The following is an 18,932-nucleotide window of genomic DNA, read 5'->3' on the forward strand; positions in this document are numbered from 1 at the left end:
GATATCGCCCGCTGTATACAGAGGTGCATTCCAAGATATGTGCCGACTGTCTATTTATCGATATAAAACAAAGAGATAGAGATTTAAAGCAAAGATATCGAGCAAAAAAAACATGAAATAGTGCGCAAACATCTGCGCACATGCGCTGACTCGTGAATGTGTGTTGCATCGCTTTAAATATAGAGCCTGGGTCATTAAGCCCGGGCTTATGGTGCGCAGAAAATTGCGCACCTATGTTTTGCATGCAGCCTTTAGCCGACTAAGTGTCGTGCCTGTCGACCCCACTCACACCCTGTATCCATTCCCCCCTCACCACCTACCCCGCAAATAAAGCACGATACCCGCCCATCGCTCATATCAAGGAATGATCCATGTCGCTGGCTATCGTCCATAGTCGTGCCCAGGTCGGGGTGGAAGCCCCTGCGGTTACTGTTGAAGCGCATCTGGCCAACGGCCTGCCGGCTCTGACGCTGGTGGGGTTGCCGGAGGGGGCGGTCAAGGAGAGCAAGGACCGGGTGCGCAGTGCCATTCTCAATTCAGGGCTGGATTTTCCGGCGCGGCGCATCACACTCAACCTTGCGCCGGCTGATTTGCCCAAGGATGGCGGGCGGTTTGATCTGGCGATTGCGCTGGGGTTGCTGGCCGCCAGCGGGCAGGTGCCGTTGGTTGCGTTGCAGGATGTTGAGTGCCTGGGCGAGTTGGCGTTGTCGGGGGCGATTCGGCCGATTCAGGGTGTGCTGCCTGCTGCGCTGGCGGCACGTGCGGCGGAGCGGACGCTGATCATTCCGGCGGTAAACGCCGAGGAAGCCTGCCTGGCGTCGGGGCTGCGGGTGATTGCGGTGAGTCACTTGCTGGAGCTGGTCGCGCATTTCAACGGGCGCACGGTGATTGCGCCGTATCAATCCAGTGGTCTGTTGCATCAGCCCAAGCCGTATCCGGACCTTAGCGAAGTGCAGGGCCAGACCGCCGCGAAGCGTGCCTTGGTGATTGCCGCTGCGGGGGCGCATAACCTGCTGTTCAGCGGGCCGCCCGGCACCGGCAAGACGCTGCTCGCCAGTCGCCTGCCGGGTTTGTTGCCACCGCTGGACGAGCACGAAGCGCTGGAGGTGGCGGCGATTCAGTCGGTCGCCAGTCAGGTGCCGCTGACCAGTTGGCCGCAGCGGCCGTTTCGGCAGCCGCATCACTCGGCGTCCGGGCCTGCGTTGGTGGGTGGTGGCAGTCGTCCGCAACCTGGCGAGATCACGTTGGCGCATCACGGCGTTTTATTCCTGGACGAGCTGCCGGAGTTTGATCGCCGCGTGCTGGAGGTTTTACGTGAGCCGCTGGAGTCCGGGCATATCGTGATTTCCCGGGCGCGGGATCGCGTGCGCTTTCCGGCGCGGTTCCAGTTGGTGGCGGCGATGAACCCGTGTCCCTGTGGCTATCTTGGCGAGCCGACCGGGCGCTGCCGTTGTTCCACCGAGCAGGTGCAGCGCTATCGCAACAAGTTGTCCGGCCCGCTGTTGGACCGGATCGATCTGCACCTGACCGTCGCTCGCGAAGCCACCGCCCTCAACCCTGACCCGACCACCAGTGAAAACACTGCCAGTGCCGCAGCCGTGGTCGCTGAGGCGAGAGACCGTCAGCAACGTCGTCAGGGCTGTGCCAATGCGTTTCTCGATCTGCCGGGGCTGCGCGAGTATTGCGCGCTGTCCAGTGTCGATGAAAGCTGGCTGGAGACGGCGTGCGAGCGTCTGACCCTGTCGTTACGCTCGGCGCATCGGTTGCTGAAGGTGGCGCGAACCCTGGCGGATCTGGAGCAGGTGGACGCGATCAACTGCAGCCATCTGGCCGAGGCCTTGCAGTATCGGCCTTCAACCAATTGATGAGTGGCCAAGCCAAAATTTTTCGTCTATATCGACACTTAATATTGGTACGTACTGCCGCTTACGCAGAGAGTGAGTTTGTGACGAAACTCACTTGCCGCAAGACAACGTCTTGGCTTCTAGGAGCATCTCAGGCTACCAATTTCGAGGAGGTAACATAGCGGGTTCTACTGTATGTTCGGGTTTGCGGCTAGATCAGATCAGATCAGCTCAGATTCAAGCTTGCGTAGATGGCTTTTTGGGTCGAACAGCTGAACCTGTAATCTCAATCGACGTCCAGACGTCGGATATGCTTGACGTCCAGACGTCAGGTGTATAGCCTGATCACGCTCATTAAGGATTTAAAGAAAATGTCAGTCGCGCCGGGTGCTGTAAGAGACAAAATCATTTCCTACCTGAATACGTGTGAAGGAGACGCCTCCCCAGCTGAAATTGTCAGAGGGATTTCACCAAGTTTAGGCGGGGTTTCCTCGTCGTCTGTGCGATCATATCTGAGCCTTAACACCCCTAGGACCTTCTCTCGTACTGCACCTGGCCGTTATCGCTTGAACCAGCTAGGTTTTGACGCTGCGCACCAGTCCCAGCTACCTGTCTCATCGACAAAAATAGGGCAAGCTACTCTCTTCAATGCAGATTGCTTTGACTGGCTTGCATCCCAACCTCCGGCTTCTGTTCATGCGGTAGTTACAGACCCGCCTTATGGTTTAGTTGAATACACTGCGAAAGAAACGCAAAAGCTTCGCTCCGGTCAAGGAGGAATTTGGCGTATTCCGCCATCATTTGATGGGCACACCCGTTCGCCACTTCCACGCTTTACCGTTTTGAGTGAGCAAGACCTGAAAGCATTGAGGGCGTTCTTCACAAAATTCGGACGTTTAATTGAGCATGTTTTGGTTCCTGGCGCAAATGTAGTCATTGCTTCTAATCCATTGCTATCACACATCGTTGCGGATGCTTTGAGCTCTTCTGGCCTTGAACTTCGAGGTTATATTGCCCGTCAGGTGATGACCATGCGCGGTGGCGATCGTCCCAAGAATGCACATCATGAATTTGAAGGTGTCTCGGTAATGCCGCGTTCTCAATGGGAGCCTTGGGTTGTTTTGCGTAAACCGCTCGAAGGTCGAGTGCAGGATAACCTTCGAAAATGGAAGACCGGTGGTTTCCGACGACCAAATGCTGATCAGCCATTCGGAGATGTGATTCGGTCTCACCCCACCCCAAGTGCAGAGAAAAAAATTGCACCGCATCCATCTCTAAAGCCTCAAGCGTTCATGCGTCAATTGGTTAGGGGCGTTTTACCCTTGGGCGAAGGCGTCATACTGGACCCATTTATGGGGGCAGGTTCAACCCTCGCCGCTGCAAATGTGACGGGGTATGACAGCATCGGTCTTGAAATAGATGAAGGCTTTTATGGCTTGGCCACTGACGCGGTTCCAAAATTAGCGTCTCTGATTATCAAGCCAACATAATTCTGACCGTTTACTTTTTAAGGCCGTGCGACGGGATTTTGTAAACCCAGCCCTTCCGCAATTTTTTAACGCCTTCTGCGTGTAGAGTTGCGGTTCGCGTGCCAAGCTCGCCTCGGTCATTTCTTCGAAAATCATCTACTGTCACGTAGGAAAGGTAGACCTCCGTAAATTGCATAGGAAAACGTTCTCTAACCGGCTGGGAAATATTGTCAATTTCATATACAAAGACGCACATCCACTGAGCACGAGCTCCGTGCGTGTCTACCGCCCCACCTTCTTTGCGCGTACTCTTAATTTCGACGCCTTCGCTACCAGATTTTACAGCGTCATTCTCGTAGATGCCCCGAACTACTAAATCGGGATGCCCATTAAAATAGTTATTTTCTACGAGTGTTCTTGAAGACTTTGCCAAAGTCGCAGTAATCATGTCGGAAATGAACCCCGACATGATTGCCGGCCGCGTCATGTCGTCCATGCGCTGCAAGCCTTTGCCCGCAAGCGTTGTGTTCACATCGGAAAAGAAGTCATATACATCTTGCATCGCGTGCTCAAAATCAATAAGCCGCAAATCATAGGGTAGTTCAATATTCTTATTGAACGCATCCCGGTCAATCACATTCCTTTTCATTAAGAACCTTTTTCCCTGACCTAGTTTATGGGGTGCATGGCTGAACGCCAGTTAGCTGTGGAACCATACCAAATCCCGAGCGTTATCTGAAATATTCATGAAATTTGTGGTTTATCCTTCTTATGCTGGAGTCCGGGCATATCGTGATTTCCCGGGCGCTGCCGTTGTTCCACCGAGCAGGTGCAGCGCTATCGCAACAAGTTGTCCGGCCCGCTGTTGGACCGGATCGACCTGCACCTGACCGTCGCTCGCGAAGCCACCGCCCTCAACCCTGACCCGACCACCAGTGAAAACACTGCCAGTGCCGCAGCCGTGGTCGCTGAGGCGAGAGACCGTCAGCAACGTCGTCAGGGCTGTGCCAATGCGTTTCTCGATCTGCCGGGGCTGCGCGAGTATTGCGCGCTGTCCAGTGTCGATGAAAGCTGGCTGGAGACGGCGTGTGAGCGTCTGACCCTCTCATTACGCTCGGCGCATCGATTGCTGAAGGTGGCGCGAACCCTGGCGGATCTGGAGCAGGTGGACGCGATCAACCGCAGCCATCTGGCCGAGGCCTTGCAGTATCGGCCTTCAACCAATTGATGGCCGCAAACGCAAAAACTCGCCGTCAACGATCAAGTCGACGGCGAGCCTTGGGTCAGCCAAAGAAGCTTACATGCTGCTATAGAACGGGAAGATGCCCATCAGCAGTGCGGCAACCAGGATGCACATGCACACCAGAATCGCCCATTTCAGGGTGAAGCGCTGGTGGTCACCGAACTCGATACCGGCCAGTGCCACCAGCAGGTAGGTCGAAGGCACCAACGGGCTGAGCAGGTGGACCGGCTGACCGACGATCGACGCACGGGCCATTTCCACCGGGCTGATGCCGTAGTGGGCAGCTGCTTCGGACAGCACTGGCAGTACGCCGTAGTAGAACGCATCGTTGGACATGAAGAAGGTGAACGGCATGCTCACCAGCGCGGTGATCACCGCGAGGTACGGGCCCAGCGCGTCAGGGATCACGGCCAGCAGGCTTTTCGACATCGCGTCGACCATGCCGGTGCCGGACAGGATGCCGGTGAAGATGCCCGCAGCGAAGATCAGGCCGACCACCGCCAGCACGCTACCGGCGTGGGCCGATACGCGGTCCTTCTGGTCCTGCAGGTTCGGGTAGTTGATGATCATCGCGATACTGAACGCGATCATGAACAGGACCGGCAGGGGCAGCAGGCCCATGATCAGGGCGACCATCAGGGTCAGGGTCAGGGCAGCGTTGAACCAGATCAGCTTTGGACGGCGCGCATCAGGGAATTGCGAGACGCTGATTTCGCTGTGGTCGACTTCATCGCCCTGCAGGTGCAGTTCACCCAGTCGGGCACGTTCGCGCTTGCCGTAGAAATAGGCAATCGCCAGGATCGCGATCACACCTGCCAGCATGGCCGGGATCATCGGCACGAAGATATCGGAGGCGTCGACATGCAGGGCACTGGCCGCACGAGCGGTCGGGCCGCCCCAGGGCGTCATGTTCATCACGCCGCCGGCCAGAATGATCAGGCCGGCCATGATGCGCGGGCTCATGCCGATGCGGCTGTACAGCGGCAGCATGGCGGCAACGCAGATCATGTAGGTGGTCGCGCCGTCACCGTCGAGGGACACCACCAGCGCCAGTACGGCGGTGCCGACCGAAATGCGCATCGGGTCGCCCTTGACCATTTTCAGGATCTTGCGCACGGCCGGGTCGAACAGACCGGAGTCGATCATCAGCGCAAAGTACAGAATGGCGAACATCAGCATCACGCCGGTCGGCGCCAGCTTGGTGATACCTGCCAGCATCATCGGGCCGATTTGCGACGCGAAGCCACCGAACAGGGCGAAGATGATCGGCACCAGGATCAGGGCGATCAGCGCAGTCAGGCGCTTGCTCATGATCAGGTACATGAACGCAATAACCATGGCAAAGCCAAGGAAAGTCAGCATGGGAATACTCCAGACGTAATACGGCTACAGAACGTGAAATGAACGAGTCAGCTCAGCAGATCGGTACGTGGAGTGGGGGCGCAAGGAGAGTGTGGAACGAGAAGTCAGGAAGCATCGGAATCACCATTATTGTTGTTAATTGAGCCTGAAACACCTCGGAATCCGTTCCTGGCTAACCGGTCTTTTTGCCGGAAGTGGGTTGATGCTAATTGGCCAAGCTTTCACCGAGCTTTCATTCGGCAGTTGCCGGAATTTTATTGTCACAGGGATTATGGGCATGAACAGGAGAAGCACGGATGAGCGAGATACACTCGGGTGGCTGCCATTGCGGCGGGCTGCGTTACCAGTTCGATGCGCCGTTGCGGGACATCGCTCACTGTCATTGCTCCATCTGTCGACGCACCTCGGGTGCAACGGTCGTCACCTGGATAAGTGTGCCGCTGGCTTCGTTCACGTGGCTGACGGGCAGCCCCTGCGCTTATGACTCTGCACCCAGCTGCGTCCGCTATTTCTGCGGCAAGTGCGGCGCTCACCTGGCGTTGTTCACGCGCAACAGCCCTGACGAGATCGATGTCACCATTGCAACACTTGACCAATCGGAGCTGGCCGCGCCCTCTCGACACATCTGGATAGAGAATCGGCTTCCGTGGCTACGCCTGGATGAGCACCTGCCGGGAGTTGAAGGCGAGCCTTTCTAAGGCTCGAGGGGGGAGCGCCAAGGCCATAGCCGTCGGCACTATTCGCATACTAGATCCGCAGGTTACTTGCTGAACTGCGACGCCAGTTCACGCAGCAGCACTTCGGCCTCGAGCACTTTTTTTACTGATTCGTTGGCTTTTTCGCGCGTCAGACCCAGGCGATCGAACAGTTCGTCCGGGATGTCCTGCTCGGGACCGGAGCCGATACCGTTGGCTCGCAGCAGGCGCACTGCCAGATAGACCAGGTTGGCATAGACGTGATGCTCACCCTTGTAGTGCGGGTCGTGCTGGAAACGCAATGCGATGGACAGCTCATCCGGCATGTCCCAATAGCGCATCAGCCACGCACCGATCTGCTCGCGGCTGATACCCAGCAGGTGCTGCTCGATAAAGCTGTGGTGCAAATGCGGGTTCACTTCCAGTTGCCGGCAAATCAGGGTGAAGTGCGGTGGAAACACGTGCGCCAGCAGCAGGTAACCGAAGTTGTGCAGCAAACCGGCGAGGTAGCTCAGACCACCCTCCGGCCGGCTGGCGCGCGGAATGGCGCGGGTCAGGCCTTCGATGACGGCAGCGGTGTAGATCGATTGCTGCCAGTACGGCGTGGTCTGTTGTGGCTGATCCTTGGGCAGGCTCAGGGTTTTGCCCAGTGCGAGGCCCAGTGCCAGATTGATCACCAGATCGAAGCCCAGTACACGGACGATTGCGTCTTCGACCGAACGAATCTTGCCGGTCGACGCGTAATACGGCGAAGCCGCCCAGCTGACGACTTGAGCGGCCAGCGCAGGATCGGTCTCGACGACGCCGGTGATGTCATCGATAGTCGCATCGGGATCGACACGCAGTTTGATGATTTTCTGCGCAGTGCCGGCCAGCGGCGGAATCTCCAGAGTCGCCTCCAGACGCTGCTGGATGCGGCGCGCCGTAAAGGCATGCATGGCCTGGGTGATTTCTGCAGGATCGTCGTCAGGACGATCGAGGTTCGGCCGGATCTTCGCCACCGGTTGACCAAAGTGCGCGGCGCTGGCCTTGCTCAGCATGCCCTTGAAGTCGTCGCTGCTGATTTCCAGCAGGACACCTGGCTCGCCCGAACCCACCAGCAGGGTGGGCTCCTGAAGCAGGCGCTCGTCGTAAAGGCACGGTGAGCTGGTCAGCGCCGGGAGACCTGGCAGTATGCGCAGGTTGTGCTTGGTGAGCATGCGCTCCAGCCGCTCGTGCGGCACGGCGGTCAGTTTGCGGCCGGTCAGCTCAGTGATGCGGGAGAGGTCGAGCAACTGGCTTTGCGGAAACAGGATAAGCAATGCACCGACAGCGTCCTCGACCAGCACAGCCTGCACCTTGCGCGCTGGAGGAAGGTTTTTTTCGTCCACGACTTCGTTGTAGCTGATAGCCAATTTTTCAAGCAACTGCCGGATTACCGACGGCGCATGGTGCGGATCATTGACGTGGGCGACTTCTGTCATGAGCTATGTCCAAATTCCTACATTTTCTGAAGTATAACCACGTTATTCGATTTGGGTCGCACGCGGTTTGCAAAGCATAGTCTGCATCACACCTGGCCATACTGCTGGCCATGACGCAGCCACCTGTCGAGCAGTGGGCTGACGTGTTGCGGCCAGCGCTCCAACAGGGCCTGAGCCGCGTCGCGTACGGCCGGTAGCAGGTCTGCGTCGCGCATCAGATCGGCAACCTTGAACTGCAGAAGGCCCGTTTGTCGGGTGCCGAGCATTTCGCCGGGGCCGCGCAGTTCGAGGTCTTTTTCGGCGATGACGAAACCATCGTTGGTTTCGCGCATGATGCCCAGGCGCTGCCGTCCGATCTGTGAAAGCGGCGGATGGTAGAGCAGCACGCAATGACTCACCGCGCTGCCGCGCCCGACGCGGCCGCGCAGCTGGTGCAATTGCGCCAGGCCGAGGCGCTCGGGGTTCTCGATGATCATCAGGCTGGAGTTCGGCACGTCGACACCGACTTCGATGACCGTCGTTGCCACCAGCAATTGCAGTGCACCTTGCTTGAACTCGGCCATGATCGCGGCCTTTTCTGCAGGCTTCATGCGCCCGTGAATCAGCCCGACGCGCACGTCACCCAACGCGCTGCTCAACTCTTCGTAGGTGGTTTCAGCGGCCTTGCAGGTCAGCTCTTCGGATTCTTCGATCAGCGTGCACAACCAGTAGGCCTGGCGACCTTCTGCGCACGCGGCGCGCACCCGCTCCACGACTTCCAGGCGGCGACTGTCGGCAACCAGCACAGTGTTGACCGGCGTCCGCCCCGGCGGCAGTTCGTCGAGGATCGAAGTGTCCAGATCGGCGTAGGCGCTCATGGCCAGCGTGCGCGGGATCGGTGTGGCGGTCATGATCAACTGATGCGGGCACATCAGACCGCCAACGCCCTTTTTGCGCAGCGCCAGGCGTTGCTGCACGCCGAACCGGTGCTGCTCGTCGATGATCACCAGTGCCAGGTTCTTGAACTGCACTTCGTCCTGAAACAGCGCATGGGTGCCGACCACCATGGGTGTGCCGCCGGCGATCTGCTCCAGAGACGCGACGCGCGCCTTGCCTTTGAGCTTGCCTGCCAGCCATGCCACGCCCACGCCCAAGGGCTCGAGCCAGCGCTGGAAGTTGATGTAGTGCTGCTCGGCGAGAATCTCGGTGGGCGCCATCAGCGCCACTTGATAACCCGCTTCCAGCGCTTGCAAGGCGGCCAGCGCGGCAACCACCGTCTTGCCCGACCCCACATCACCCTGAATCAGCCGCAGCATCGGCTCAGGCTGGCTCAGGTCATAGGCCACTTCCTTGCCGACACGTTGCTGCGCGCCGGTGGGGGCAAAGCCGAGGTTGGCGAGAAACTGTTTCGGCAGTTTTTTCGCAACGGGCAACGCCGGTGCGCGCTGTGAACGCAGGCTCTCACGCAGGCGCTGCTGGGAAAGCTGGTGAGTCAGCAGTTCTTCGAAGGCCAGTCGGTGCTGCGCCCAGTGATGCCCGAGGGCCAGCTCCTCCACGTCGGCATCGGCAGGCGGGTGATGCAGGTAACGGATCGCATCATCCAGCGGGGCCAGTTGGTAATCGCGGGCCAGCTCTTCAGGCAGCCAGTCCGGCAGACTTTTGGGGCCGAGCATCGCCAGGCTTTGCTGGCACAACTGGCGCAGACGCTGTTGGGTCAGGCCTTCGGTCGTCGGGTAGATCGGCGTGAGGGTCTGTTCGACGGGCGCGGGCTCATCACCGGTAATCGCCCGATATTCCGGGTGATAGATTTCCAGTCCGGAAGCACCCGGGCGCGCTTCGCCGAAGCAACGCAGGTGCGTGCCACGCTTCATGCTTTCTTTCTGGGCGTTGCTGAAATGGTAGAAGCGCAGACTGACGACGCCGGTGCCATCGCCCAGCCGGACCAGCAGGCTGCGGCGCTTGCCCATCACCACATCGGCACCGCTGACCACGCCTTCGATGACGGCATCCTGACCAGGACGCAGCGCACCGATCGGCACGATGCGCGTGCGGTCCTGATAACGCAGCGGCAGATGGAACAGCACGTCCTGCAGGGTTTCCAGGCCGACCTTGGCCAGCTTTTCTGCCATCGCTTCGCCGACACCCTTGAGCGCCGTGACCGAGACCCTGGAAAGCTCGCTCATTTCTGTTCTGCCTAGCTAGCGACTGTTTTCGGACGTGCCACCGAGCACAGACGTGCAGAGTCAGCGAGGATTTCGATGGCTTTGGGTCTCGGGAAGCTTGCACGCCAGGCGATGGCGACCGTGCGGAAAGGCACGGGCGGCGTCAGCGGGCGGACTTCGATCACGCCGGGCGCGTAGTGATGGCTGTCGACTGCCGACAGCGGCAGGATCGAAATGCCCAGCCCGGAGGCGACCATGTGCCGAATGGTTTCCAGCGAGCTGGATTCTACTGTCGTGTGCTTGGCACCTTCGTTGCCTTTGCCCAGCGTCGGGCAGGCTTCCAGGACCTGATCACGGAAGCAGTGACCTTCGCCCAGCAATAGCAGGCTCTTGTCGTTGAGCGCCGAGGCATCGATGGTCTCTTTCTGAGTCCAGGGATGGTCGGCCGGCATCAGCACAGAGAACGGTTCGTCGTAAAGCGGCAGGGTCAGCACGTCGGCTTCGTTGAACGGCAAGGCAATGATGACGGCATCCAGCTCACCGTTACGCAGCTTGTCGCGCAGCACATGCGTGAAGTTTTCTTCGATGTACAACGGCATCTGCGGGGCGACCCGGTGCAGTTGTGGGATCAGGTGAGGAAACAGGTAAGGACCAACGGTGTAGATCGCGCCGACTTTCAGCGGGGCGGTCAGCTGGTTCTTGCCGGCCTGGGCCAGCTCGCGGATACCCTGGGCCTGCTCCAGCACTTTCTGCGCCTGCGCGACAATGCCTTCACCGACCGGTGTCAGGCGCACAGCGCTTTTGCTGCGCTCGAAAATGAGCACACCGAGTTCGTCTTCGAGTTTTTTGACACCCACCGACAGCGTTGGCTGGCTGACATGGCAGCGTTCCGCTGCATGGCCAAAGTGCTGCTCCTGGGCGAGCGTAACGATGTAGCGCAATTCTGTAAGAGTCATAACGTGCGTCCATGAAGTTGCGACCCCAGCATAGCGGGTGCGATCGATAGACGCACGTTATCAGAAGTACTTATGGGTAACAAAAGTACAATTCAGCGTTTATCCAGCGAATAAACGAACGGTGCGAGGATTTCGATAGTGCCGTTGTTGAGGATTTCTTTCGGCGGCTTGGGCAACGGTTGAGCGCGACGGATCATTTCCATGGTCGCTCGATCCAGCGCCGGGCTGCCTGAACTGTTGGCAATCGAGTAGGAAAGCACGTTGCCGTCAGCGTCCACCACGAAGCGCAAGCGAGCAACACCCTGCATGCCACGACGGCGTGCATCCTCAGGGTACTTCTTGTACTTGCTCAGATGACCGAGCAAATCGCCCTGCCAATTCGGCAATGCGTTGCTGGGTGGCGAAGGTGCAGGAGCAGGCTTGGGAGCCACCGGCTTTGCCGGTTGCGCCGTGGTCGGCGGTGTATCGACCGGCTTTTCGTCGGCAGGCTTTTCCTTGGGCGGCTCAGGCTTCTTCTGCGGCTTTGGCGGCTGCGGTTTGGGCTTGGGCTTCTCGACCTTCTTGGGCACGACGATTTCCGGCTTCGGCGCCTGCACGACTTCCGGCACCGGTGTCGGCTCCTCCGGGGCTGGCGGCGGGGGCGGCTGAACGACCTTGGGCGGTGGCGGTGGAGCGGGTTCGGGCACTGGCGCAAGTTCGACCATCATGGCGGCCGGTGGCAATTCGACAGGCTGAGGGGCAGGCCAGCGAACGGCAACAATGATTGCGATGGCGTGCACGGCCAGCACCAACAACAGACTACCGCTATAGCGCGTCAGTTTTTGGCGCGTACTGATCATTTCTTACCAGCCGTCTCAAGACCTACCAGACCGACCTTCAGGTAACCCGCACCCCGAAGCGTGTTCATGACTTCCATCAGATCACCGTAATCCACGCCCTTGTCGGCCTGGAAGAAGATCGTGGTGTCTTTCTTGCCCTTGGTGCGGGCGTCCAGCACCTGGCCGATCTGCTCGCGAGCAACCTTCTCTTCGCCCAGGTACAGGCTCTTGTCGGTTTTCACGCTGAGAAAGATCGGCTTCTCGGGTCTGGGCTGCGGTGTGGCGGTAGACGCTGGCAGATCGACTTTGATGTCTACGGTCGCCAGCGGCGCAGCCACCATGAAGATGATCAGCAGCACCAGCATGACGTCGATGAACGGCGTCACGTTGATTTCATGGTTCTCGGCGAGATCGTCGCCGCCTTCGTTAAGATGCAGGCCCACGTGTTAGCCCACCTTGACCATTTGCGGTTGTTGTTGATTGCGCTCGGACGGCTCTGGCAGATGATCCAGATCGCGGCTGACCAGCAGCAGGACGTGTGCCGACGCATCGGAGACCTGAGCCTTGTAACCGGCGATGGAGCGGGCGAAGACGTTGTAGATCACTACCGCAGGGATCGCCGCGACCAGGCCCAGCGCGGTGGCCAAAAGGGCTTCGGCGATGCCGGGTGCGACTACGGCGAGGTTGGTGGTCTGGGTCTTGGCGATGCCGATGAAGCTGTTCATGATGCCCCAGACCGTACCGAACAGACCCACGAACGGCGCAGTCGAACCGATGGTCGCCAGCACGCCGGTGCCCATGCTCATGTTGCGGCCACAGGCGGCGACCAGACGCTCGAGGCGGAAGCTGACACGCTCCTTGATCCCTTCGCGCTCGCGGCTGTTGGCGGACAGGCGCATCTCTTCGAGGGCGTCATGCACCAGCAGGTGGGCGAGGGTGCCTTCCGTGCTGGCCGTGGCGCTCGCTTCAGTCAGGGAGCGGGCTTTTTTCAGGTTGGCAATTTCGCCGCGCAACCGGCGCTTGGCACCCAGCAGCTCGAAACCCTTGGAGATCCAGATGGTCCACGTAATGATCGAGGCGATGGCCAGACCGATCATCACCGCTTTGACCACGACGTCGGCATTCTGATACATGCCCCACGGCGACAGGTCATGCGCCATGCCCAGGCTGTTGTCTTCGGTGGCGGGCTCCATGGCCTGCACCGGGGCTGCTGCGTCAGGTGCGGCAGGTGCCGTTGCCGCAGCTGATGCAGGTGCTGTGGAAGCCGCAGGGGCAGCGGTCGGAGCCGATTGGTCCGCGAGCGCCATGGGGACGAACATCAGGCTCAAGACAAGGGCTGCGATACTGCGCCATGCACGAGGCAGGCGAGGCATCTGGGTAGGCGAAGCGATTGATTGAATGCGTTTCATGCTGGCCGGACCTGAGAGGAAAAAAGGGGATGGTTCCAATGCGTCGCTCGGTGCTGTCGACGCTTACGCGGAACGAATGGGCCGCCATTATTGCAAATCGTTCTTGTTAACAAAAGTAATACAGTATCTTTTTTACATATTCGGCCGAATGCTTGCCTGTCGATGAGCGTTTTTAACGATACTGACACCGCCTTTTCTGGAGATACCGAATGACTGCTCCTTCGCTTCTGATCGCCGGCTGTGGCGACATTGGTTCGCGACTCGCTAACCGCCTGCTGCCTCACGGCTGGACCGTGCATGGGCTGCGGCGCACTGTTTCCGAGCTTCCTGCCGGTGTTCACGGTGTGGCGGGCGATCTGTTCGAGACGCAAAAACCTGCCCAATGGCCTGCTGCAGCATTGGATTACGTGGTGTATTGCGCGACCCCCTCACAACGTGACGAATCGGGTTACCGGATGGCTTACGTCGAGGGCCTGCGTAATGTGTTGAGCTGGCTCGAGCAGACCGGGCAGCGGCCAAAGCGCTTGATCTTCGTTTCAAGCAGCGGTGTTTACGGTCAGCAGAATGGGGAATGGGTGGATGAAACCTCCGCCACCGAGCCTGGCAACTACACCGGCACGGTGATGCTGGAGGCCGAGCAGGTCGCGCTGAACAGCGGGCTGCCGGCCACGGCGGTGAGACTGACCGGTATTTACGGCCCGGGCCGCAGTGACCTGTCGAACCGCGTCCGCCAGGGGCACAGCGTGAGGATCGATCCGCCGGTTTACGCCAATCGTATTCATGCCGACGATGCGGCCGGTCTGCTGGAGCACCTGCTGCTGGCGGATCAACGCGGCGTTGCGCTGGAGAGTTGCTACCTGGGCGTCGACGACGATCCGGCCGCGCTGGCCGATGTGGTGGCGTGGATCCGTGAGTATCTGGGCGTGACCGAATGGTCAGAGGAGGTCAGCGTGCAGCGCGTGGGCAGCAAGCGTTGCAGTAATGCCAGGGCGCGAGCATTGGGATGGGCGCCGATGTACCCGGACTTTAGGGCAGGTTATGCGGCTTTACTGGGCTAGAGCAGTGATCGATCAGGAGCGCCGTAAAGGGCGCTCCTGATGCCTGAATCGCTTACTGCTGTTCGAGCAACCAGCGACGTGGGCCGGGACGCAGCTCGGGCATCTGGTCCGCACCAGCGTTGTTCACCGCCTGGAATATTTCCAGCTGCTTGCCTTTGCGGGCAAAAATCCACGGGTTGCCTTTCTCGGCTTTCTCCAGCCACATGCTGTCGTATTCGCCGCTCATGGCTGCACAATCGCCAGCCAGACACAGCGCGTAACGATCGTTTTCCGGAAGACCCTGCACACTGCCGTCAGGCATGAATTGCACGGTGCTGCCCTGACCATCACCCTCTACGACTGTCCACTTACCGCCCATGTAGGCGCCATACAGAGCTTTCTCGAAGCTGCTGCCTGGCTGAGCGCCGTCCGGGGCCGGATCTTCGGGTTTCTGGAAGTGCTGTTCAGGGCCTGACTCGCTGGCCGCCTGGACCAGTTCGTCACCCTTGACGCTCAGGTCTTCGAAGAAGTTGCCATAGAAATCGACATGCAGCTTGCCTTCGGCAGCGCTGACGATCTTGCCTTCGCCGAGCTCGAAGCCATTGGAGTAAATGGCCTGATTGGCCTTGGAGTTGATTTTCCACTCCAGATTGGGGCCATTGGCGAGCAGCGCCTGACGCAAGTTGCCTTGCTTGACGGCGGCGTCGATGGCGGTCTGGTTGATCCAGGTGCCGTCCGGATTGCGGTCGGCGTGGCTGGCGCAGCCGCCCAGAATGACGGCGAGCAGCGAGATGGCGAGCGCGGAGCGCATAACGGATTCCTTCCTTCAGGGAGAACGGAGCGCAAGGCACGCTCCGTCGGGGATTTATTCGATGACGAGAATCGCGTCCATTTCAACCTGGGCGCCACGCGGCAGGGCCGCAACGCCGATGGCTGCACGAGCCGGATAAGGCTGAGTGAAGTAGGTGCTCATCAGCTCGTTGACCTTGGCGAAGTGGCCCAGATCGGTCAGAAAGATGTTCAGTTTGACGATGTCCTTGAACGATCCGCCCGCTGCTTCGGCAACCGACTTGAGGTTTTCGAAGACCTGAGTGATCTGGGCTTCGATGCCCTCGACCAGTTCCATGGTGCTCGGGTCCAACGGGATCTGTCCGGACATGTAGACGGTATTGCCAGCTTTGATGGCCTGTGAGTAAGGGCCAATGGCCGCAGGGGCTTTATCGCTGGTGATGACAGTCTTGGTCATGAGAACTCCTGATAGTGGGATGGCCTACGCGCGCATCCGGGTGATGCGTGTGACACCGGTCAGGGCGCGCAGTTTCTTGATCACACGAGCCAGGTGCACGCGATCGTGCACGCTGACCACCAGTTGGACCACGCTGATGCGACCATCGCGTTCGTCCATGCTGATTTTTTCGATATTGCCGTCCGCCGCGTTGACGCTGCTGGCCAGCAGCGCGATCAGGCCGCGCTGATGCTCGAGTTCGACGCGCAGTTCGACGTTGAATTCGCCCGTCACGTCCTTGGCCCAGGACAGCTGGATGCATTTTTCCGGGTTGTGGCGGATTTCGCTGATGTTGCGGCAGTTGTCCAGGTGCACAACCATGCCCTTGCCTGCAGACAGGTGGCCGACAATCGGGTCGCCCGGGATTGGCGTGCAGCACTTGGCGTAGCTGAGCACCAGACCTTCGGTGCCACGAATCGCCAGCGGGCCTTCAGGGCTTGGCAACTGATCGCCTTCGCCCAGCAGGCGGCGGGCAACGACATAGGCCATACGATTACCCAGGCCAATGTCTTCGAGCAGGTCTTCCAGCACTTCGACCCGGTATTCGTTGAGCACCAGTTGAATGCGCTCCTGACCGATCTTGTCGAGGCTGCATTCGAAGCCGTTGAGGACCTTGTTCAGCAGGCGCTCGCCCAGATTGATCGACTCGGAACGGCGTTGCAGCTTGAGTGCGTGACGAATGTGGGTGCGCGCCTTGCCGGTGACGACGAAGTTCAGCCAGGCCGGATTCGGACGTGCGCCGGGCGCGCTGACAATCTCGACGGTCGAGCCACTTTGCAGCGGTTCGGAAAGCGGCGCCAGCCGGCGGTTGATCCGGCAGGCAATGCAGCTGTTGCCGACATCGGTGTGTACCGCGTAGGCGAAATCCACCGCTGTGGAGCCTTTGGGCAGCTCCATGATCCGGCCTTTGGGCGTGAAGACGTAAACCTCGTCCGGGAACAGGTCGATCTTGACGCTTTCGATGAATTCCAGGGAGTTGCCGGCGCGCTGCTGCATTTCCAGCACGCCCTTGACCCACTGTCGGGCTCGGGCGTGAGTGCCCTTTGGCTGCTCGTCGTCGCTGGATTTGTACAGCCAGTGTGCCGCGATGCCGTTGTTGGCCATTTCTTCCATTTCGCGGGTGCGAATCTGGATCTCGATAGGCACGCCATGCATACCGAACAAGGTGGTATGCAGGGACTGATAGCCGTTGGCCTTGGGGATCGCGATGTAATCCTTGAAGCGACCGGGCAGCGGCTTGTACAAATTATGTACAGCGCCGAGCACGCGATAGCAGGTGTCGACCTTGTCGACGATGATGCGGAACGCGTAGACATCCATGATCTCGTTGAAGGCGCGACGCTTGCCGCGCATCTTCTTGTAGATGCCGTACAGATGCTTCTGCCGCCCACTGACGTCGCCTTCGATGCCATCGACGGCCAGGCAATGACTCAGGGACTCTTCGATCTTGTTGACCAGTTCCTTGCGATTGCCCCTGGCGCGCTTGACCGCCTGGTTGATTCGCGAGGAGCGCATCGGGTACATCGCCTTGAAGCCCAGGTCCTCGAATTCGATGCGCACACTGTGCATGCCCAGCCGATTGGCGATGGGCGCATAGATTTCAAGGGTTTCCTTGGCGATGCGCCGACGCTTTTCGCCGGACAGGACTTCCAGCGTGCGCATGTTGTGCAGGCGATCAGCGAGCTTGACCAGGATGACGCGAATGTCGCGCGCCATGGCCATGGCCATTTTCTGGAAGTTTTCCGCCTGGGCTTCGGCCTTGGTCTCGAAATTCATCTGGGTCAGTTTGCTGACCCCGTCGACCAGTTCCGCGACGGTCTCGCCAAATTGGGCGCTGAGCGCTTCCTTGGCAATCCCGGTGTCCTCGATGATGTCATGCAGCATCGCAGCCATCAGGCTCTGATGGTCCATGTGCATATCGGCAAGAATGTTCGCCACCGCGAGAGGATGGGTGACGTAGGCTTCACCGCTGCGACGGCGTTGGCCATCGTGGGCTTGTTCGGCGTAGAAATACGCTCGGCGGACCAGATTGACCTGGTCCTTGCCGAGGTAGGCCGACAGTCTGTCGGCGAGGGCGTCTATGCTCGGCAAGGCGCTACCCCTTGCCAATGGCTTTTACCCTGCGCCGTACTACGTCGACCTGGCATAGGCTTAGACGGCCTCGTTGGACTCGTCCTCGAACGCTGCGAACAATGGCTCATCTTCAACGATTTCAGCTTCTGCGATTACAGAGTAATCCATTACGCCAGCCGCGATTTCACGCAGGGCCATAACGGTAGGCTTGTCGTTTTCCCAGGCCAGCTTTGGTTCTTTGCCGCCGGTTGCCAGTTGACGGGCACGCTTGGTAGAGAGCATGACCAGCTCAAAGCGGTTATCCACGTGTTCTAGGCAGTCTTCAACGGTTACGCGGGCCATGGGTATTCCTCGTAGCAAATGCGGATGCGCGATGCCCGGATGGGCGAGCGGACTCGGTAGTTTACAAGCGTACAGCACCAGTCATCAAGCGGCATGCCACCAACGGCATGCTTTTAACCTGTTGCCTGATGTCTGGAAACGATTCGATCAGGCCAGCAACTCCTGAAAAAGCTCGCTGTATTGCTCTTGCTGGTGCTGTTGAGTCAGGCGATTGGCGCGGAAAATCGCCTTGAGGTCTTCCAGCGCGCCGGCAAAGTCGTCATTGACCACGACGTACTCATACTCGCTGTAGTGGCTCATTTCGCTGACGGCTTCACGCATGCGGGCTTCGATGATCTCGTCACTGTCCTGGCCGCGATTGGTCAGGCGCTGGCGCAAGGCCTGCTGGGTCGGCGGCAAAATGAAGATGGAACGGGCCTGCGGCATCTGCGCACGAACCTGGCGCGCACCCTGCCAGTCGATTTCCAGAATCAGGTCGTGGCCTTCGTCCAGCGTCTGCTGCAAGTGGCTCTGCGACGTGCCATACAGGTTGCCGAAGACCTCGGCCTGCTCGAGAAAGTCGCCGTGCTCGATCATGCTCAGGAACGTGGCACGATCGACGAAGTTGTAGTTCACACCGTCCACTTCGCCGGGGCGCATGGCGCGCGTGGTGTGCGAGACAGAGACGCGAATCTTTGCCTGCGCGCCGTGCTGAGGCTCTTGCTGAGCGTCCATCAGCGCCTTGACCAGACTGGTCTTGCCCGCGCCGGACGGAGCGGAAATGATGTACAGGGTGCCAGTGATATGGGTCATGTC

General features: G+C 59.3%; 17 protein-coding genes and 1 pseudogene. 5 read left to right on the top strand and 13 right to left on the bottom strand.

What is annotated here, in order from left to right:
- Positions 1-371: 371 nt before the first annotated feature.
- Both KBY02_RS17390 and KBY02_RS17395 read left to right on the top strand, forming a co-directional pair.
- The gene (locus tag KBY02_RS17390; RefSeq protein ID WP_225650653.1) at positions 372-1,865 is read left to right on the top strand and encodes a YifB family Mg chelatase-like AAA ATPase; all 1,494 of its coding nucleotides are present in this window, start codon (positions 372-374) and stop codon (positions 1,863-1,865) included.
- A gap of 311 nt (positions 1,866-2,176) precedes the next feature.
- Positions 2,177-3,334: a DNA-methyltransferase gene (locus KBY02_RS17395; protein ID WP_197709717.1), complete on the top strand. Its 1,158-nt coding sequence runs from the start codon at positions 2,177-2,179 to the stop codon at positions 3,332-3,334.
- 10 nt (positions 3,335-3,344) lie between these two features.
- Here KBY02_RS17395 and KBY02_RS17400 read toward each other — a convergent pair whose 3' ends face one another.
- On the bottom strand, positions 3,345-3,962 hold the full coding sequence (locus KBY02_RS17400; RefSeq protein WP_104683573.1) for a hypothetical protein: 618 nt from the start codon (positions 3,960-3,962) through the stop codon (positions 3,345-3,347).
- 153 nt (positions 3,963-4,115) lie between these two features.
- On the opposite strand from KBY02_RS17400, the pseudogene KBY02_RS17405 reads away from it, so the two are divergent.
- A pseudogene (locus KBY02_RS17405) lies at positions 4,116-4,541 on the top strand (ATP-binding protein); the annotation flags it as partial.
- Positions 4,542-4,610: 69 nt separating this feature from the next.
- On the opposite strand, the gene KBY02_RS17410 reads toward KBY02_RS17405, so the two are convergent.
- Entirely contained in the window at positions 4,611-5,918 is a 1,308-nt protein-coding gene (locus KBY02_RS17410) for a CitMHS family transporter (protein WP_003313973.1), read from the bottom strand.
- Positions 5,919-6,214: 296 nt separating this feature from the next.
- Between KBY02_RS17410 and KBY02_RS17415 the strand changes: the two genes are divergently transcribed.
- Entirely contained in the window at positions 6,215-6,616 is a 402-nt protein-coding gene (locus KBY02_RS17415; protein ID WP_004408916.1) for a GFA family protein, read from the top strand.
- Positions 6,617-6,678: 62 nt separating this feature from the next.
- On the opposite strand, the gene KBY02_RS17420 is transcribed toward KBY02_RS17415, so the two are convergent.
- The 6 genes from KBY02_RS17420 to exbB all read right to left on the bottom strand — a co-directional run bounded on the left by KBY02_RS17420 (position 6,679) and on the right by exbB (position 13,400).
- Positions 6,679-8,076 (bottom strand): aminoacyl-tRNA deacylase and HDOD domain-containing protein, encoded by a 1,398-nt coding sequence (locus tag KBY02_RS17420; RefSeq protein WP_104683575.1) that lies wholly within the window; start codon positions 8,074-8,076, stop codon positions 6,679-6,681.
- Positions 8,077-8,162: 86 nt separating this feature from the next.
- Positions 8,163-10,238, bottom strand: a complete 2,076-nt coding sequence (recG, locus tag KBY02_RS17425) for an ATP-dependent DNA helicase RecG (protein ID WP_225650654.1) — start codon at positions 10,236-10,238, stop codon at positions 8,163-8,165.
- 11 nt (positions 10,239-10,249) lie between these two features.
- Positions 10,250-11,173 (bottom strand): hydrogen peroxide-inducible genes activator, encoded by a 924-nt coding sequence (locus KBY02_RS17430; RefSeq protein WP_002551493.1) that lies wholly within the window; start codon positions 11,171-11,173, stop codon positions 10,250-10,252.
- A 92-nt stretch (positions 11,174-11,265) separates the two neighbouring features.
- On the bottom strand, positions 11,266-12,012 hold the full coding sequence (locus tag KBY02_RS17435; protein WP_003404009.1) for an energy transducer TonB: 747 nt from the start codon (positions 12,010-12,012) through the stop codon (positions 11,266-11,268).
- A complete protein-coding gene (gene exbD, locus KBY02_RS17440) occupies positions 12,009-12,434 on the bottom strand; it encodes a TonB system transport protein ExbD (protein WP_002551495.1) in 426 nt (141 codons plus the stop codon). Before exbD ends, KBY02_RS17435 begins: the two co-directional genes overlap by 4 nt.
- Before the next feature lie 3 nt (positions 12,435-12,437).
- Positions 12,438-13,400 carry a tonB-system energizer ExbB gene (exbB, locus tag KBY02_RS17445; RefSeq protein ID WP_225650655.1) on the bottom strand — a complete coding sequence of 321 codons (963 nt, stop codon included), beginning with the start codon at positions 13,398-13,400 and terminating at the stop codon, positions 12,438-12,440.
- Between the two features lie 209 nt (positions 13,401-13,609).
- On the opposite strand from exbB, the gene KBY02_RS17450 reads away from it, so the two are divergent.
- Positions 13,610-14,458, top strand: coding sequence for an SDR family oxidoreductase (locus tag KBY02_RS17450; RefSeq protein WP_225650656.1), 849 nt, complete (start codon positions 13,610-13,612; stop codon positions 14,456-14,458).
- Positions 14,459-14,510: 52 nt separating this feature from the next.
- Here KBY02_RS17450 and KBY02_RS17455 read toward each other — a convergent pair whose 3' ends face one another.
- From KBY02_RS17455 to gmk, 5 genes are all read right to left on the bottom strand, one after another.
- Positions 14,511-15,248: a lipoprotein gene (locus KBY02_RS17455; protein ID WP_003313983.1), complete on the bottom strand. Its 738-nt coding sequence runs from the start codon at positions 15,246-15,248 to the stop codon at positions 14,511-14,513.
- A 54-nt stretch (positions 15,249-15,302) separates the two neighbouring features.
- Entirely contained in the window at positions 15,303-15,683 is a 381-nt protein-coding gene (locus KBY02_RS17460) for a RidA family protein (RefSeq protein ID WP_003367486.1), read from the bottom strand.
- Positions 15,684-15,707: 24 nt separating this feature from the next.
- Positions 15,708-17,813, bottom strand: coding sequence for a bifunctional GTP diphosphokinase/guanosine-3',5'-bis pyrophosphate 3'-pyrophosphohydrolase (gene spoT, locus KBY02_RS17465; protein WP_225650657.1), 2,106 nt, complete (start codon positions 17,811-17,813; stop codon positions 15,708-15,710).
- A 60-nt stretch (positions 17,814-17,873) separates the two neighbouring features.
- The gene (gene rpoZ / locus KBY02_RS17470) at positions 17,874-18,137 is read right to left on the bottom strand and encodes a DNA-directed RNA polymerase subunit omega (RefSeq protein ID WP_003320174.1); all 264 of its coding nucleotides are present in this window, start codon (positions 18,135-18,137) and stop codon (positions 17,874-17,876) included.
- 147 nt (positions 18,138-18,284) lie between these two features.
- The gene (gmk, locus tag KBY02_RS17475) at positions 18,285-18,929 is read right to left on the bottom strand and encodes a guanylate kinase (protein WP_003392601.1); all 645 of its coding nucleotides are present in this window, start codon (positions 18,927-18,929) and stop codon (positions 18,285-18,287) included.
- Positions 18,930-18,932: the final 3 nt, after the last annotated feature.

Origin of the sequence: Pseudomonas sp. P129 (genome assembly GCF_020312195.1) — a bacterium.
GTDB lineage: Bacteria > Pseudomonadota > Gammaproteobacteria > Pseudomonadales > Pseudomonadaceae > Aquipseudomonas > Aquipseudomonas fragariae.